The organism is Subtercola endophyticus, assembly GCF_021044565.1.
Classification (GTDB): Bacteria; Actinomycetota; Actinomycetes; order Actinomycetales; family Microbacteriaceae; genus Subtercola; species Subtercola endophyticus.
Window position 1 is genome coordinate 1,728,220 of record NZ_CP087997.1, and the last position, 17,181, is coordinate 1,745,400.

The window sequence follows — 17,181 nt, forward strand, 5'->3', positions numbered from 1 at the left end:
GGCCGGCATCAGTTGTGCAGCCGCCGGTACTCCGGCCACGGCTCATCCGCGGGCTTGAGTGAAGCCCAGCCCCCGGCACGCGACGCGACAGCCGCGAGCGACGAGATGACCAGCGACGGATTCTGCAGCGCTCCCCCGAGCACTCCCGCCACGATGTCGTCGAGCGCCACCCAGCGAAGCTGCATGTCGGCCTCTTCGTCTTCACGATCGAACGGCTCGTCGGTCGGGCGCAACCCTCGAGCCAGGTAGATGCGAATCAGCTCGTTGTTGCCGCCAGGGGTGGTCGCGTAGTCGAGCAGCACGTTCCAGCTGTCGGCCTGCAGATCGACCTCTTCAGCGAGCTCGCGCTGCGCAGCGACAAGAAAGTCTTCGCCAGAAATGTCGAGCAGCCCCGCAGGAATCTCCCACTCGCGAGCGCGCACGGGGTGCCGGTACTGCTGAATGAGCAGCACCCGATCATCCTCGTCGATCGCCATCACCGCGACCGCGCCCGGATGATCGACGAACTCCCGCAGCGTGTCTTTGCCGTTGTAGTCGAACGTCTCGCTGCGAACATCCCAGATCTTGCCGGCGAAGACCTTCTCGCTGCGGCTGACGGTGAGGTCGACCGGCTCGTCGTGAAGCTCGTCAGGCACGATCACACCTCCGCCGCGAAGAGCCGGCTGGCTTCTTGCCGCTCGAGCGCGGCGACGATCAGCCCGTCGAACAGCGGATGCGCGCGGTTCGGGCGCGACCTCAGTTCAGGATGCGCCTGCGTTCCGACATAGTACGGATGAACATCCCGAGGCAGCTCGACGAACTCCACCAGGTGGTCGTCGGGCGAGGTGCCGGAGAACCACAACCCCGCATCGGCGATCTGACCGCGGTAGTTGTTGTTGACCTCGTAACGGTGGCGGTGACGCTCTTCGACGGTCGGAGCATCGTAGAGCTCTTCGACCAGCGAACCCGAAGCGAGCTTCGCTTCGTAGAGGCCCAGGCGCATCGTGCCGCCGAGGTCGCCGCCCGCGATGATGTCGACCTGCTCGGCCATCGTCGCGATGACGGGAAACGGCGTGTCGGGGTTGAACTCGCTCGACGACGCGTCTTCGAGACCCACGACGTTGCGTGCGTACTCGATCACCATGCACTGCAGGCCGAGACACAGACCGAGACTCGGAATTCCGTTCTCACGGGCGAACCGCAGGGCGCCGAGCTTGCCTTCGATGCCGCGCACGCCGAAACCGCCCGGCACGCAGATGCCGTCGATGTCGCCGAGCTCTTTCGCGGCCATCTCGGGCGTCTCGCAGCTGTCGCTGGCGATCCACTTCAGGTTGACCTTCGTGCGGTGGGCGAACCCGCCGGCCTTCAGTGCCTCGGTGACCGAGAGGTACGCATCGGGCAGGTCGATGTACTTACCCACCAGGCCGATGGTCACCTCGTGTTTGGGTTCGTGCACCGCCTCGAGCAACGTCGACCACCCCGACCAGTCGACCTCGGTGGCCGGCAGACCGAAGTGATCGGTGATGTATTCGTCGAGGTGCTGCTCATGCAGCATGGTCGGAATGTCGTAGATGCTCGGCACGTCGATCGCGTTCACCACAGCGTCTTCGTCGACGTCGCACATCAGCGCGATCTTGCGCTTGTTCGAGTCGGAGACGGGCCGGTCGCTGCGCAGCACGAGAGCATCCGGCTGAATACCGATGGAACGCAGTGCCGCCACAGAGTGCTGCGTCGGCTTCGTCTTCTGCTCGCCCGAGGCGTTCATGAACGGCACAAGCGAAACGTGCACGAAAAAAACATTGCGGCGCCCGAGCTCGTGACGAACCTGGCGGGCCGATTCGAGAAACGGCTGCGACTCGATGTCTCCGACGGTGCCGCCGATCTCGGTGATGATCACATCGGGCGCGTCGTCGCCCTGCGCCTGCAGGCGCATGCGGCGCTTGATCTCGTCGGTGATGTGCGGAATGACCTGAACCGTGTCACCGAGGTACTCACCGCGACGCTCTTTGGCGATGACCGTCGAATAGATCTGGCCGGTGGTGACGTTCGCGGCCTGGTTCAGGTTGATGTCGAGAAAACGCTCGTAATGCCCGATATCGAGGTCGGTCTCAGCGCCGTCGTCGGTCACGAACACTTCGCCGTGCTGGAACGGATTCATCGTTCCCGGGTCGACGTTCAGATACGGGTCGAGCTTCTGCATGACCACGTGCAACCCGCGTGCGGTCAGCAGGTTTCCGAGGCTCGCAGCGGTCAGCCCCTTACCGAGGCTCGAGACGACACCACCGGTCACGAAGATGTGCTTCGTCAGTTTCGAAGGCCCCCCTGTTCGAACTGACACGCCGGGCAAGGTCTCGTTTTGATGATCATCCACGGAGTTCCACTCTAACAGTAGACAGCGGCCCGACTACCGCTGCGACCCCGCCTGAGGGCGTTTCACATTGACGAGAATGAACGCGATGGGCGCGGCGACCAGAACCGTGATCGACGCGGCCAGGAACACCGTCGAATACCCGCTCACGAAACTCGGCAGCGGATTCGGCCCCGGATTGGCCACCACATACGCGGCCACAGCCGAGGTATAGATCGCCGTGAACACCGCTGTGCCGATCGATCCGCCAATCTGCTGCGTCGCCGTCACTGCTGCGCTGCCGACCCCGGAATCGCGGGGCTCGATGCCCGAGAGCGCCACGTTCTGCATCGGCACGAACACCAGCGCAAGACCGAACCCGAGCAAGATCTGGCCCGGCAGAATCTGCACGAAGTAATTGTCTTCGACTGTCAGGTGGCTCAGCCAGAACAGACCCGCCGCCGCCACGATGGGCCCCGCGGTCATCAGGATGCGCGGGCCCACCTTCGGCAGGATGCGCGACACGATCGTCGCCCCCACGACGATGGTCGCCGTCATCGGCAGCGACGCCAGCCCGGAATGCAGCGGAGTGAACTTGAGCACGATCTGAAAGTAGAGCGTCAGGTACAGCAGACCGCCCAGCAGGGCGGCACCGACCAGCAGCGAGGTGATGTACGCGCCGCCGCGCACCCGGTTCGCCACGACGCGCAGCGGAAGCAGCGGATTACCGACACGACTCTCGACGAAAACGAAGAAAACCAGCAGCGCCACCCCGAGCGCCAGAAAGCCGATCGTATCGACGCGACCCCAGCCGAGGCTGGCTCGCGAGAAACCATAGACCACCGAGGCGAGCCCGAGCGTCACGAGCACCGCACCGGGAATGTCGTACCGCGTGTCTCCGTCGGCCTTGCTCTCTCGCAACACCGGAATCGCCATACCGATGGCGACGATCGCAATCGGAACGTTCACGAGCAGGCACCAGTGCCAACTGAAGTATTCGGTGAGCACGCCACCCAGCACGAGCCCGATCGCCGCGCCGCCACCGGCGATCGTTCCGTACACCGCGAAGGCCTTGGCCCGGTCGGGCCCTTTCGGAAAAGTCACGTTGAGCATCGCGAGTGCCGCCGGAGCAAGCAAGGCGGCGAACGCGCCCTGGGCCCCGCGGGCGATCAGCAGCTGCCCTCCCGTCGTAGCGAAACCACCGACGGCCGATGCGATGGCGAAGCCCGCCATTCCCACGATGAACGAGCGCTTTCGTCCCCAATAGTCCGCGATACGGCCACCGAGCAGCAGCAGTGAGCCGAACATCAGCGCGTAGAGCGTGACGACCCAGCTTCGATCTGAGTCGGTCATGCCGAGCGCCGCCTGCGCATCCGGCAACGCGACGTTCACAATCGTGCCATCGAGCACGACCGTGAGCTGAGCCAGCGCGATGATCGTCAGCGCGAGCCACTTGCTGCGCATCGGCTTCGAGCCCGCGGCATCGGAACGTGTTGCTGGTAGTGCCGACTCAGACATAACGTGACTCCTTCAATCGGTGCGCCGCCGCCCACGCGGCGCACAGTGCGAATCCGGGTTCTGCTCGAGTTCTGGCCGCTCCTGACTCGGAACGCGCCGAGCGCGGTCGGCACGTTCCGTCGACCTCGCTCGAGTATTTTCTTACGCTAGCGTGAATCGGCGGCAAGTTGCAGCAGTTCTCGCGCGTGTGCCAGCCCGCTCTCCGAATCGGGTAGGCCCGAGAGCAAGCGCGCCATCTCGGCTACGCGCGTCTCGCCACGAAGCTGCTGCACGCTGCTCTGGGTGACCGAGCCATCGGAATCCTTCACCACCGACAGGTGATTCGTTGCGAACGCCGCCACCTGCGCCAGGTGCGTCACAACGATCACCTGCGCATCTTCGGCCAGCCGGGCCAGCCTGCGACCGATCTCGATGGCCGACGCGCCGCCCACCCCGGCGTCGACCTCGTCGAACACGAAGGTCGGAACCGGGTCGCTGGCGGCCAGTACCACTTCGATGGCGAGCATGATTCGCGACAGTTCACCACCGGATGCCCCGCGCCCGAGTGGCCTCGCCTCGGCCCCCTCGTGCGCGGCCAGCAAGAACTGAACCGTGTCGTGACCATAAGCGGTGAGTTCCTCGCCGGCGGACACGTCGACGAGCAGCTGCGAGCCACCCATCGCCAGCGCGGCGAGCTCGGTCGAAACGAGACCCGAGAGACGCGCCGCCGCATCGGAGCGCGCCACCGTCAGATCGGCGGCCAGAGCATCCACGATGCCCGCTCGCTCGGCCAGCGAATCGGCGAGCTCTTCAATGCGATCGGAGTCGCTGTCGAGCTCGAGCAATCGCGGGTCGGCGGTCGCGAAATACTCGATCACGTCGTCGAGGCTCGGCCCGTACTTGCGCGCGAGCACCGAGAGCTCGGCCCGTCGCTCTTGCACGTCGTCGAGCTCCGCGCCCCCGTCGGTGTCGAGTTCGGCGAGGTAGCTCGAGAGCTGAGACGAGATCTCGGCGACGAGAAACGACGCGCTCGTCAGCGACTCCACGATCGGCTCGAGTGCCGAATCGTGCGACTGCACCCGCTCGAGCTGGCGCAGCGCGCCGTCGATCAGGCTCACAACATCGGGCCGGCCGTCGAGTTCTTCGCTCGACACCGCCTCGCGCGCGGCCGCAGCAGCCACCCGCAGATCTTCGAGGTTCGTCAGGCGATTCGCCCGCTCCGCCAGAGCAACGTCTTCACCCGGTTGCGGCCCCAGCACCTCGATCTCCCCTACGGCAACCCGCAGGGCCTCCGCCTCACGAAGGCGCTCATCACGCTGGGACACCAACGTGTCGAGTTCGGTCTGCAGCGCACGCCAGGTTCGGTACGCCTCGCTGAACTCGCCGAAGAGCTCAGCGAACTCGGGCCCCGCGAACCGGTCGAGCGCTTCACGCTGGGCAGTGGATGATCGAAGCCTCAGCTGGTCGGACTGCCCGTGTACCACCACCAGCCTCTCGCCCAACTCGCTCAGCACACCCACAGGCGCGCTTCGGCCGCCCACGATGGCCCGACTGCGGCCCTCGCCCGACACCGAGCGCGAGAGGATCAGCTCCCCCAGCCCCCCACCGTCGCCCGCGCCGAACCGGCCATCGGCCGCGGCGGCCGTATCGTCGCCCGCCCGCAGCTCGCCACCATCCGGCACCTCGTCGATGTCGCCACCGGCATCACGTACTCGCTCGGCCACCGCCGACTGCAGCGGCACCCGCCAACGCCCTTCGACCCAGCTCTGCGTTGAGCCGACCCGCACCTGTCCGGCCACCGCCCGCTCGCCGGTGAGCAGTCCGAGCGCCTGCACCACCATCGTCTTTCCGGCACCGGTCTCGCCGGTCACCGCCGTGAACCCGGCGCCGAGCGGCAGCACAGCTTCGGCGATCACTCCGAGGTCACGAATGGTGATCTCGTCGATCACGCCGCGCAACACACGAGCCGGTCGCGTCGAGAGCGCCTGAGCAGTGGAATTCGCCTTAACCATCGATTCCTCGCGGTGCAGCTCCACTCGCAGAAGCAGAACGCTCCGCTTTGACCGGCCCCCGCCAGCCGTCGACAGGCAGCGAGAACTTACGCACCAACCGGTCGGAGAACGGCCCGTGTGTGAGCCTGGCCAACCGCACCGGCACCGCCGACTTTCGAGCCTCGGCGCGCGCGCCCTGCGGCAGGTCGAACCCGCGACGCCCGTCGCACCACAGCACACCCTCACCGGGGGTGCGCTCGAGCAACTCGACGGCCAGAACCGATTCCGGCCCGATCACGAGCGCCCGCGAAAACAGCGCGTGCGGGCTCAGCGGAACGAAAAGCAGAGCGTCGAGACTCGGCCACACGATCGGGCCACCAGCGCTGAACGAATAGGCCGTCGACCCGGTCGGCGTCGCCATCACGACGCCGTCGCAGCCGAAGCTCGAGAGCGGTCGGCCGTCGACCTCGATGACCACCTCGATCATGCGTTCGCGGCTCGCCTTCTCGACGGTCGCCTCGTTCAGCGCCCAGCCTTCGTACACGGTTTCGTCGCCGACGGTCACGACGATGTCGAGCGTCATGCGCTCTTCGACGGTGTAGTCGCCACTCAAAACGCGCTCCACCGAATCGCCGAGGTCTTCGCGCTCACTCTCGGCCAAGAACCCGACGTGCCCGAGGTTCACGCCGAGCAGGGGCACCGAGCATCCGCGCACCACCTCGGCCGCCCGCAGAATCGTGCCGTCACCCCCGAGCACGATCACCAGCTCGAGATCGCCCAGGTCGACGCCGTCGCCGAGCACCCCCACGATCGACGGATCGGTCAGCTGATCGGCGATGTCGGCCAGATCACGCGGATCGAGCACCGGCGTCACCCCCGACGCGGCGAGCTGATCGCACACCTGCATGGCCGCCTCGACCGAGTCTCGTCGCCCCGTGTGCAGCACAACGAGAAAATAACGGGCTGGTGTCACGGCGATTGTGCTCCTGAAACTCGGTAAACGCGGTCTCTCCATTCTGTCGGATTGCTGCCCGCGCTGGCACTGAGCCAGACCAGATACTCGTGATTCCCAGCGTTACCGACAATTGGGGAGAAAATCAGGCCGGCCGTGCCGAGCCCCAGGTCGAATGCCGCCCACAGCACCGTCGAAATGGCTTCGGCACGCAGCCCCGCGTTACGCACGACCCCCTCACGGATGCCCGCCCTGCCCACTTCGAACTGCGGCTTGATCAGCAGCACGAAGTCCGCCTCTGGCGTCGCCACCGACACGAGAGCCGGCAGCACCGTCGTCAGGGAGATGAACGAAAGGTCACCGACCACGAGGTCGGGCACTTCGCTGATTCCCGAGGCCTCGGCCAGCGAGGCGGGGGTGGCGAAGCGCAGGTTGAAACCCTCGACCACGCTGACCCGGGCATCCGTTTTCAGTACCGGCGAAAGCTGGCCGTGGCCGACGTCGGCCGCAATGACGTGCGCGGCGCCGCGCTCCAGCAACACCTGGGTGAACCCTCCCGTGGAGGCACCGGCGTCGAGTGCCAAGCGTCCGGCGACATCGATCGCGGTGAATTCGTCGAGTGCTGCTACAAGCTTGCCCGCACCGCGGCTGACGTAGTGGTCTTCGCCCTCGACATGCAGAACCTGACCTTCGTGCACCCGGGCCGACGGCTTCACCGTGACGACCCCGTCGATGCTCACGAATCCGTCGGCGATCAGTTGTGCCGCATGATTGCGAGAACGCGCGAGACCGCTGGAGGCCAGCGCAGAGTCGAGCCGCGACTCCTGCTCAGCCACGAGCGACGGCCGCGTCAGACCCCTCGAGTCGCGTACGGAGTTCGTCGTGAATCTGAACGTACGCCGTGGCACGGGCGTCGAGTGGTTGCTCTTCGATGACGCGCAGCCGCGACAACAGCTCGTCGCCACCGGATTCTTGCGCCTCGTCACTCACCCATCAAGGCTACCGTGCAGCTCAGCTGTAGAGCTCCGGCGCCACGTTCAGACCGTAAATGGGCTGACCGGATGCCCAGATGAGTGCACTGCCCGCCCGAACCCGATTCACCGCGGTGTCGCCTGCTTTCACAAGCTCGACGGTTGTTCCTCGCAACCGCACGACCGTCGAACCCACGGTCGCGACGGTGTTCTCGTGCGACAGAACGGCCTCAGGATACGGCTCGAAAAGACCGCGCAGGTCTTGCAGAATGAAGGTCGGCCGAGAGTCTTTATCAGCCGCGAGCAACTGCTTAGCACCGTCGATGCCCGTGAGCACGTGCACCGAGGGGATGCCCGCCCGGTTGGCCCCGATGATGTCTGTATCGAGGCGATCGCCGATGAACAGCGGAGTCTTCGCCGCAAACCGGTCGACGGCCGCGTCGAAGATCGCCTTCTCGGGTTTGCCGCCTACCACCGGCAGCGTTCCCACCGCGGTATGCACTGCCGAGACCAGGGTTCCGTTGCCCGGAGCGACGCCTCCCTCGACCGGAATCGTCCAGTCGGTGTTCGTCGCGACCCACGGAATGCCGCGGTGCAGCGCGAAGCTGGCCTGGGCCAAGTCGCGCCACGACACGTCGGGCGAAAACCCCTGAATGACCGCCGCCGGCTGATCGGCCGACTGGCGTGTGACGGTGAATCCGCCCTTTTCGACCTCGCTGGTGAGGCCTTCGCCTCCGACCACCAAGATCAGTGATCCGGCCGGAACCAGCCCGGCGAGCAGCTTCACGGCAGCCTGCGGACTCGTAACCACGTCATGGGGAACGACGTGCAAGCCGAAACTCGCCAGATGATCGGAGACCTGCACGTCGGTACGCGAGGCGTTGTTTGTGATGTAGCCGACCCGAACACCTTCACCCGATGCGCGGTTGAGCGCGTCGACAGCAAACTCGATCGGGTTGGCACCGGCATACACGACCCCATCGAGGTCGGCCAGAATCACATCGACGCCATCAAGCGGGGTCACGGATGCTCCACTACTCTTTCGGGGCTTGAACAGACTCACCGGACTCCTCGTCGCTCTCGACCTCTTCTTCGAACATCTCGACCTCTTCTTCGAACACCTCGATCAGGTCATCGTCGGCTACCGACGCATCGAGTGCCGCTTCCGCCCGTTCTGCGTGGGCGCGCCAGGTGGCTGCATCGGCGGAACGGTTCATGTCGTCGAGAACCTCGGCATACGCCCAGAACAGGTCGGGGCTGTAGCTGTACGCGCGAGACGCGTCGAGCTGCGGAATCTCGAGCTCGGCCAGCGCCAGGTCGGGCTGTTCCAAGTCGAGTCTGGCGCCGGACATGGCGATAGCCACCGCTACTTGCGACGCCGGCGACAGCGAGTCCCGGGGAACAGAGCGCCCCAGTTCCAGCGCGCGGTCGGGCCGGCCGAGCCCGCGTTCACTGTCGACCATCAAAGCCAACTGCTCGTTCGAACCCGAAATGCGTCGGTACGTGCGCAGCTCACGAATGGCCAGGGCATAGTCACCGGTCGCATAAGCCGTAATAGCGAGCGTCTCACGCACCATGCCGATGCGTCCCGCTCGACGTGACGCAGAGATAGCGTGCCGATGAGCGAGCTGCGGATCTTCGTCGATGAGCCGAGCGACCATAACCAGGTGTTTCGCCACGCCCTCGGCGTTCTCTTTCGACAGCGTCTTCAACTCGTTGTAGGCGACTCGGTCGAGTTCCTTCACCGAAACGTCGTCGGGAATCTCAGGGTCGTCGTGATGGGGGCGAACGGCGCGCAGCTCTCGAGCGCGCAGTGCTTCGGGTGTGGGCGCCTCATCACGGCGACCGCCACGCTGCTGATCTCGCGCACCCGGGGCCGCGCTGCGCGCCGGCTTGCCGTCGCTCGTCCAGAGCTTGCGTTCGTTGCCACCCGCTTGTCGGGGTTTGGATGCCCGGGGGTGCGCCGATGCGGAACGTGCACCATCGGAGCGAGGGCCGTCTTCGCGCCGCCCGGGCCGCTTCTCGCGGTCTGTCGAATCGCTCATGACACTCCTCCTGGTGAACTTTCCGCTGTGTAGATATCGATCCCAGCCTATTCGTTCATTGGTTCGAAGGCTGGGTGTTATGAAGACCGGGTGTTAAACAGAAGAGGCCCACCTGGTGGGGTGGGCCTCTTCGTCAAGTTGAGTCCGGCGGTGTCCTACTCTCCCACAAGGTCTCCCTTGCAGTACCATCGGCGCTGAGAGTCTTAGCTTCCGGGTTCGGAATGTTGCCGGGCGTTTCCCTCTCGCTATGGCCACCGAAACATGTTCGACCTTTTTTACGGTCATTGAATGTTTCTGCAGTTGCTGCAGTATTCAGTTGTGTTGTCACCACAGTATGTGTGTGGTGGGTTACCCGACCGTATGTCGGGAACCACAGAGTGGACGCGAGTGCCTTTGAGGCAGAAGTTTTTTCAGCCACCCTTTGTGGGGGTGGTGGTGTTGTTGAAGTTGTTGGCTTATTAGTACAGGTCAGCTACACACCTCGTTAGTTGGTGCTTCCACATCCTGCCTATCAACCCAGTAGTCTCCTGGGAGCCTCTCACCATGAATGGTATGGAAATCTCATCTCGAAGCCGGCTTCCCGCTTAGATGCTTTCAGCGGTTATCCGTTCCGAACGTAGCTAATCAGCGGTGCACTTGGCAGTACAACTGACACACCAGAGGTTCGTCCATCCCGGTCCTCTCGTACTAGGGATAGCTCTTCTCAAATTTCCTACGCGCGCAGAGGATAGGGACCGAACTGTCTCACGACGTTCTAAACCCAGCTCGCGTACCGCTTTAATGGGCGAACAGCCCAACCCTTGGGACCTACTCCAGCCCCAGGATGCGACGAGCCGACATCGAGGTGCCAAACCATGCCGTCGATATGGACTCTTGGGCAAGATCAGCCTGTTATCCCCGAGGTACCTTTTATCCGTTGAGCGACAGCGCTTCCACAAGCCACTGCCGGATCACTAGTCCCGACTTTCGTCCCTGCTCGACTTGTCAGTCTCACAGTCAAGCTCCCTTGTGCACTTACACTCGCCACCTGATTGCCAACCAGGTTGAGGGAACCTTTGGGCGCCTCCGTTACTCTTTAGGAGGCAACCGCCCCAGTTAAACTACCCACCATGCACTGTCCCAGAACCCGATCAGGGTTCGTAGTTAGATATCCAGAGTGACCAGAGTGGTATTTCAACAATGACTCCACCAGCACTAGCGTGCCGACTTCACAGTCTCCCACCTATCCTACACAAGCCACACCGAACACCAATACAAAGCTATAGTAAAGGTCACGGGGTCTTTCCGTCCTTCTGCGCGTAACGAGCATCTTTACTCGTAGTGCAATTTCGCCGAGTTCGCGGTTGAGACAGCTGGGAAGTCGTTACGCCATTCGTGCAGGTCGGAACTTACCCGACAAGGAATTTCGCTACCTTAGGATGGTTATAGTTACCACCGCCGTTTACTGGGGCTTAAATTCTGGGCTTCGCATTGCTGCTAACTCTTCCTCTTAACCTTCCAGCACCGGGCAGGCGTCAGTCCGTATACATCGTCTTGCGACTTGGCACGGACCTGTGTTTTTAGTAAACAGTCGCTTCCCACTGGTCTCTGCGGCCCTATCACGCTCCCGGAGTAAATCCGTTCACGATCGGGGCCCCCCTTCTCCCGAAGTTACGGGGGCATTTTGCCGAGTTCCTTAACCACGATTCTCTCGATCTCCTTAGTATTCTCTACCTGATCACCTGAGTCGGTTTGGGGTACGGGCACATGGAACCTCGCGCCGATGCTTTTCTTGGCAGCAGACGATCACTGATTTCCCCACTGAAGGGTACCCATCGAGTCTCAGCCTTATACGAGAGGCGGATTTGCCTACCCCTCGGCCTACATTCTTAGACCGGGACAACCATCGCCCGGCTCAGCTACGTTCCTGCGTCACACCTGTTAATACGCTAACCGCACCACATCGGGTCGCACGCTACGCCGGCACGCCTCACCCCGAAGGGATCGGTCTAACCGGTTTCAGATGCTTAGCATTAGTGGATTGGCTTGGACGGTTCTTCTGCGGTACGGGAATATCAACCCGTTGTCCATCGACTACGCCTGTCGGCCTCGCCTTAGGTCCCGACTTACCCAGGGCGGATTAGCCTGGCCCTGGAAACCTTGATCTTTCGGAGGACGGGTTTCTCACCCGTCTTTCGCTACTCATGCCTGCATTCTCACTCGTGTGGCCTCCACGGCTGGTTTACACCGCCGCTTCGCTGGCCACACGACGCTCTCCTACCCATCCATACGGCTGGACCACGAAGGCCTGCCAAAAATATAAATGCCACAACTTCGGTGGCGTGCTTGAGCCCCGTTACATTGTCGGCGCGGAATCACTTGACCAGTGAGCTATTACGCACTCTTTCAAGGGTGGCTGCTTCTAAGCCAACCTCCTGGTTGTCTATGCAACTCCACATCCTTTCCCACTTAGCACGCGCTTAGGGACCTTAGATGGTGGTCTGGGTTGTTTCCCTCTCGACGATGAAGCTTATCCCCCACCGTCTCACTGCTGCGCTCTCACTTACCGGCATTCGGAGTTTGGCTAACGTCAGTAACCTTTTAGGGCCCATCGGCTATCCAGTAGCTCTACCTCCGGCAAGAAACACGCAACGCTGCACCTAAATGCATTTCGGAGAGAACCAGCTATCACGAAGTTTGATTGGCCTTTCACCCCTATCCACAGCTCATCCCCTCCATTTTCAACTGAAGTGGGTTCGGTCCTCCACGACGTCTTACCGTCGCTTCAACCTGGCCATGGATAGATCACTTCGCTTCGGGTCTAGAACCAGCGACTCAAACGCTCTATTCGAACTCGCTTTCGCTACGCATTCCCCTCACGGGTTAAGCTCGCCACTGATCACTAACTCGCAGGCTCATTCTTCAAAAGGCACGCCGTCACACCAACAAAGGGCGCTCCGACGGCTTGTAAGCAAACGGTTTCAGGTACTATTTCACTCCCCTCCCGGGGTACTTTTCACCTTTCCCTCACGGTACTTGTTCACTATCGGTCATCTGGGAGTATTTAGGCTTATCAGGTGGTCCTGACAGATTCACGCGGGATTTCTCGGGCCCCGCGATACTTGGGATACTCTCCAGGCCATAACCGCATTTCGACTACAGGGCTGGCACCTGCTATGGCTGGGCTTTCAATCCCATTCGTCTATACGGCGCTGTAACCACCAGAACACGGCAGTGCTCTACGGAAAGTCCCACAACCCCGCCCATGCAACCCCTGCCGGGTATCACACACGAACGGTTTAGCCTGATCCGGGTTCGCTCGCCACTACTAACGGAATCACTATTGTTTTCTCTTCCTGTGGGTACTGAGATGTTTCACTTCCCCACGTTCCCTCTACCCGCCCTATATATTCAAGCGGGAGTCACCAGGTCACCTCACGGGCCTGACGGGGTTTCCCCATTCGGAAACCCTCGGATCACAGCTCTATTATCAGCTCCCCGAGGCTTATCGCAGATTTATACGTCCTTCTTCGGCTCCAGATGCCAAGGCATTCACCGTTTGCTCTTAAAAACTTCAAAACAAAACATACACATACAAAGACCAATGTTTATCCCGATCCAAAGACCGGGGAACATTGATTATCAGTCCACAAAACAAGACCCCGAAGGATCAAAATTTCGCGGCTGATGATGCTCGCGTCCACTGTGTAGTTCTCAAAATACGGGCGGCACCCCACACCACAACTCCCCCAAAAGGAAGCCGGCATGAGGCCCATAAGTTACAAACAACCCTCCATCCGAAGACGAAGAGATGCCCGGTCCCTCAGGACCCAACAGCGTGCACCACACCCACGACACGTGAACATTCCGTTCCAAACCCCGAAGGATCGTACTAAAAACAACCACGCCGTTAAGCGCTTGTCATATGTTCCACCCATGAGCGCCACCAACACATAACTTGCGTTGAAATGACTGTCACTGCAACTCCGCTGTATACAGACGGACAGTGAACGTGCTCCTTAGAAAGGAGGTGATCCAGCCGCACCTTCCGGTACGGCTACCTTGTTACGACTTAGTCCTAATCACCGATCCCACCTTAGACAGCTCCCCCCCTTACGGGTTAGGCCACTGGCGTTGGGTGTTACCGACTTTCATGACTTGACGGGCGGTGTGTACAAGGCCCGGGAACGTATTCACCGCAGCGTTGCTGATCTGCGATTACTAGCGACTCCGACTTCATGAGGTCGAGTTGCAGACCTCAATCCGAACTGAGACCGGCTTTTTGGGATTCGCTCCACCTTACGGTATTGCAGCCCTTTGTACCGGCCATTGTAGCATGCGTGAAGCCCAAGACATAAGGGGCATGATGATTTGACGTCATCCCCACCTTCCTCCGAGTTGACCCCGGCAGTCTCCTATGAGTTCCCACCATAACGTGCTGGCAACATAGAACGAGGGTTGCGCTCGTTGCGGGACTTAACCCAACATCTCACGACACGAGCTGACGACAACCATGCACCACCTGTAAACGAGTGTCCAAAGAGTTGACCATTTCTGGCCCGTTCTCGTTCATGTCAAGCCTTGGTAAGGTTCTTCGCGTTGCATCGAATTAATCCGCATGCTCCGCCGCTTGTGCGGGCCCCCGTCAATTCCTTTGAGTTTTAGCCTTGCGGCCGTACTCCCCAGGCGGGGAACTTAATGCGTTAGCTGCGACACAGAAACCGTGGAATGGCCCCTACATCTAGTTCCCAACGTTTACGGCATGGACTACCAGGGTATCTAATCCTGTTCGCTCCCCATGCTTTCGCTCCTCAGCGTCAGTTACGGCCCAGAGATCTGCCTTCGCCATCGGTGTTCCTCCTGATATCTGCGCATTCCACCGCTACACCAGGAATTCCAATCTCCCCTACCGCACTCTAGTCTGCCCGTACCCACTGCAAGCCCGAGGTTGAGCCTCAGGATTTCACAGCAGACGCGACAAACCGCCTACGAGCTCTTTACGCCCAATAATTCCGGACAACGCTTGCACCCTACGTATTACCGCGGCTGCTGGCACGTAGTTAGCCGGTGCTTTTTCTGCAAGTACCGTCACCCCGAAAGGCTTCTTCCTTACTAAAAGAGGTTTACAACCCGAAGGCCGTCATCCCTCACGCGGCGTTGCTGCATCAGGCTTTCGCCCATTGTGCAATATTCCCCACTGCTGCCTCCCGTAGGAGTCTGGGCCGTGTCTCAGTCCCAGTGTGGCCGGTCACCCTCTCAGGCCGGCTACCCGTCGTAGGCTTGGTGAGCCATTACCTCACCAACAACCTGATAGGCCGCGAGTCCATCTCCAACCAAAAAATCTTTCCACCAACAAACCATGCGGCTGAAGGTCGTATCCGGTATTAGACGTCGTTTCCAACGCTTATCCCAGAGTCAAAGGCAGGTTACTCACGTGTTACTCACCCGTTCGCCACTAATCCGCTAGCAAGCTAGCATCATCGTTCGACTTGCATGTGTTAAGCACGCCGCCAGCGTTCGTCCTGAGCCAGGATCAAACTCTCCGTAAATGTATATACGCGCCACACCACCCACGGGAATCGAAGGCAATGCGACAAGTTTGATGCTGACAGAACAAATCATTACTGACTTGCTTGTCCGCAACCACCCCAAAGGGCAGCTGCTAATTTCAATTTCCCAAAGGAACCCAAACCATCCAAAAGATGATCCAGGGATTTGGCATATGACAATTGTGCACACTGTTGAGTTCTCAAAGATCGGACACACCCAACCAGCTTGTCCGCTACAAAGAACGGGGCCGAAAGGGGCAACTTCACTATCTTATATCTTCATCTGGCAGCTGAAGCCCAAACTCTCAAAATCTTGCGACTCGAGGTTTTCTTCAGTGCTGAGATGGCCCCGCTTGAGGCCGGTAAGCTCTTCCGCTTTCCGAACCTTTGGGGTGACAAGAGACAACATTACGGTCATGTTTCATGGCTGGCAAGTTATGTGTACGTCCCGGGCGTGTCGCCCGGGTTTCCGGCAATCTTCCTGCGGAAGTGAGATTTTCACACCACAAAAGCGCCCGCCAGAGACTTCTTGCCGCGGCGGAGAACCACGATTCCACCCGGGAGAGCGACGTCTCCGGCAGTGAGCGCATCGTTGTCGAGCTTCACATTGTTCGCGTACACACCACCCTGGGCGAGCGCACGCCGAGCCTCGCTGACCGAAGCGCAGAGCTTCGTCTCCACGACGAGCTGCACCACCGGTGTCGTTGCGGCTGTCTCTACCGTGACCACCTCCCCCAAAGCCTGACGCAGCGTCAGCTCGGGGAGATCGGCCAGCTCGCCCTGTCCGAACAGTGCGGCCGCAGCCGCGATGGCAGCATTGGTCGCCTCTTCGCCGTGCACCAGCGCGGTCACCTCGAAGGCGAGGGTGCGCTGCGCTTCGCGGCGGAACGGTTCTGCCGCGACGGCCGCCGCGAGACGATCCAGCTCGGCCCGAGTGAGGAAGGTGAAGATCTTGAGCCGCTCGATAACGTCGGCGTCGTCGGTGTTGAGCCAGAACTGGTAGAAGGCATAGGGGCTGGTGAGCCGATCATCCAGCCAGACCGCATTGCCTTCGCTCTTGCCGAACTTCGTGCCGTCGGAGTTCGTGATGAGCGGAGTACCGATGGCATGCACGCTCGCCTGCTCCGCACGCCGAATGAGATCGGTGCCGCTGGTGAGATTGCCCCACTGGTCGCTCCCCCCGGTCTGCAACACACAGCCGTACGTGCGGTAAAGCTCGAGAAAGTCTAGTCCCTGCAGAATCTGGTAGCTGAATTCGGTGTAGCTGATGCCCGCGTCTGAGTTGAGTCTGGCGCTCACCGCGTCTTTTTTCAGCATGGTACCCACGCGAAAGTACTTTCCGATATCGCGCAGAAAGTCGATGGCGCTCAAGGGCGCGGTCCAGTCGAGGTTGTTGACCAGCCGGGCGGCGTTGTCACCCTCGAAACTCAAGAATCGCGACACCTGCGCCTGGAGGTAACCCACCCATTCGGCGACAGTGTCTCGCGGCGTCAGCGTGCGCTCGGCCGTCGGGCGCGGGTCGCCGATCAGACCGGTCGACCCGCCGACGAGCGCCAACGGGTGATGCCCGGCGAGTTGCAAGCGTCGCATCACGAGCAGCTGTACCAGGTTGCCGAGGTGCAGGCTCGAAGCGGTCGGGTCGAATCCGCAATAGAACGTGATGGGGCCGCCGTCGAGCGCCGCCTTGAGCTCGAGTTCGTCGGTCGACACATGGATGAGGCCCCGCCACTTCAGTTCCTCCCACACGGAGTCGAACGTCGGGTCATTCGTTTGGGCAGACAACACTGCCGTCTTGGGCGCAGACACGCCTCTCAGGGTACAGCGGCCCACTGCGGGCGAGAAATTGGTCGACTAGTATAGTGACAGATACT

The 17,181-nt window shown here is 61.3% G+C and carries 10 protein-coding genes and 3 rRNA genes; all 13 read right to left on the minus strand.

Annotated elements, in window-relative coordinates; genetic code table 11:
- Nucleotides 1–8 precede the first annotated feature (8 nt).
- The 13 genes from LQ955_RS08125 to tyrS all read right to left on the minus strand — a co-directional run bounded on the left by LQ955_RS08125 (nucleotide 9) and on the right by tyrS (nucleotide 17,116).
- Nucleotides 9–635: an NUDIX domain-containing protein gene (locus LQ955_RS08125; protein ID WP_231027664.1), complete on the minus strand. Its 627-nt coding sequence runs from the start codon at nucleotides 633–635 to the stop codon at nucleotides 9–11.
- Between the two features lie 2 nt (nucleotides 636–637).
- Nucleotides 638–2,317 carry a CTP synthase gene (locus LQ955_RS08130; protein ID WP_304961722.1) on the minus strand — a complete coding sequence of 560 codons (1,680 nt, stop codon included), beginning with the start codon at nucleotides 2,315–2,317 and terminating at the stop codon, nucleotides 638–640.
- Between the two features lie 66 nt (nucleotides 2,318–2,383).
- Complete coding sequence (locus tag LQ955_RS08135) at nucleotides 2,384–3,844, minus strand: MFS transporter (RefSeq protein WP_231027665.1); 1,461 nt, start codon at nucleotides 3,842–3,844, stop codon at nucleotides 2,384–2,386.
- A 146-nt stretch (nucleotides 3,845–3,990) separates the two neighbouring features.
- Nucleotides 3,991–5,772 carry a DNA repair protein RecN gene (locus LQ955_RS08140; protein WP_231028088.1) on the minus strand — a complete coding sequence of 594 codons (1,782 nt, stop codon included), beginning with the start codon at nucleotides 5,770–5,772 and terminating at the stop codon, nucleotides 3,991–3,993.
- Nucleotides 5,773–5,827: 55 nt separating this feature from the next.
- On the minus strand, nucleotides 5,828–6,721 hold the full coding sequence (locus tag LQ955_RS08145; protein WP_390623477.1) for an NAD kinase: 894 nt from the start codon (nucleotides 6,719–6,721) through the stop codon (nucleotides 5,828–5,830).
- 62 nt (nucleotides 6,722–6,783) lie between these two features.
- Nucleotides 6,784–7,602 carry a TlyA family RNA methyltransferase gene (locus LQ955_RS08150; protein WP_231027667.1) on the minus strand — a complete coding sequence of 273 codons (819 nt, stop codon included), beginning with the start codon at nucleotides 7,600–7,602 and terminating at the stop codon, nucleotides 6,784–6,786.
- Nucleotides 7,595–7,756: a hypothetical protein gene (locus LQ955_RS08155; protein WP_231027668.1), complete on the minus strand. Its 162-nt coding sequence runs from the start codon at nucleotides 7,754–7,756 to the stop codon at nucleotides 7,595–7,597. Before LQ955_RS08155 ends, LQ955_RS08150 begins: the two co-directional genes overlap by 8 nt.
- Nucleotides 7,757–7,777: 21 nt before the next feature.
- Nucleotides 7,778–8,800, minus strand: coding sequence for an HAD-IIA family hydrolase (locus tag LQ955_RS08160; RefSeq protein WP_231027669.1), 1,023 nt, complete (start codon nucleotides 8,798–8,800; stop codon nucleotides 7,778–7,780).
- Nucleotides 8,772–9,782 (minus strand): hypothetical protein, encoded by a 1,011-nt coding sequence (locus LQ955_RS08165; protein ID WP_231027670.1) that lies wholly within the window; start codon nucleotides 9,780–9,782, stop codon nucleotides 8,772–8,774. The genes LQ955_RS08160 and LQ955_RS08165 overlap by 29 nt, the downstream gene beginning before the upstream one ends.
- Before the next feature lie 142 nt (nucleotides 9,783–9,924).
- Nucleotides 9,925–10,041, minus strand: a 5S ribosomal RNA gene (gene rrf, locus LQ955_RS08170).
- A 179-nt stretch (nucleotides 10,042–10,220) separates the two neighbouring features.
- Nucleotides 10,221–13,340, minus strand: a 23S ribosomal RNA gene (locus tag LQ955_RS08175).
- A gap of 444 nt (nucleotides 13,341–13,784) precedes the next feature.
- Nucleotides 13,785–15,310 (minus strand): 16S ribosomal RNA (locus tag LQ955_RS08180).
- The 16S, 23S and 5S rRNA genes sit together here, the layout of an rRNA operon.
- Nucleotides 15,311–15,808: 498 nt before the next feature.
- On the minus strand, nucleotides 15,809–17,116 hold the full coding sequence (tyrS, locus tag LQ955_RS08185; protein ID WP_231027671.1) for a tyrosine--tRNA ligase: 1,308 nt from the start codon (nucleotides 17,114–17,116) through the stop codon (nucleotides 15,809–15,811).
- Nucleotides 17,117–17,181: the final 65 nt, after the last annotated feature.

Excerpts from the sequence above, each read along its gene's own strand:
- LQ955_RS08135 (WP_231027665.1), bottom strand. The coding sequence starts at position 3,844 with ATGTCTGAGTCGGCACTACCAGCAACACGTTCCGATGCCGCGGGCTCG.
- LQ955_RS08165 (WP_231027670.1), bottom strand. The coding sequence starts at position 9,782 with ATGAGCGATTCGACAGACCGCGAGAAGCGGCCCGGGCGGCGCGAAGAC.
- LQ955_RS08145 (WP_390623477.1), bottom strand. The coding sequence starts at position 6,721 with ATGCAGGTGTGCGATCAGCTCGCCGCGTCGGGGGTGACGCCGGTGCTC.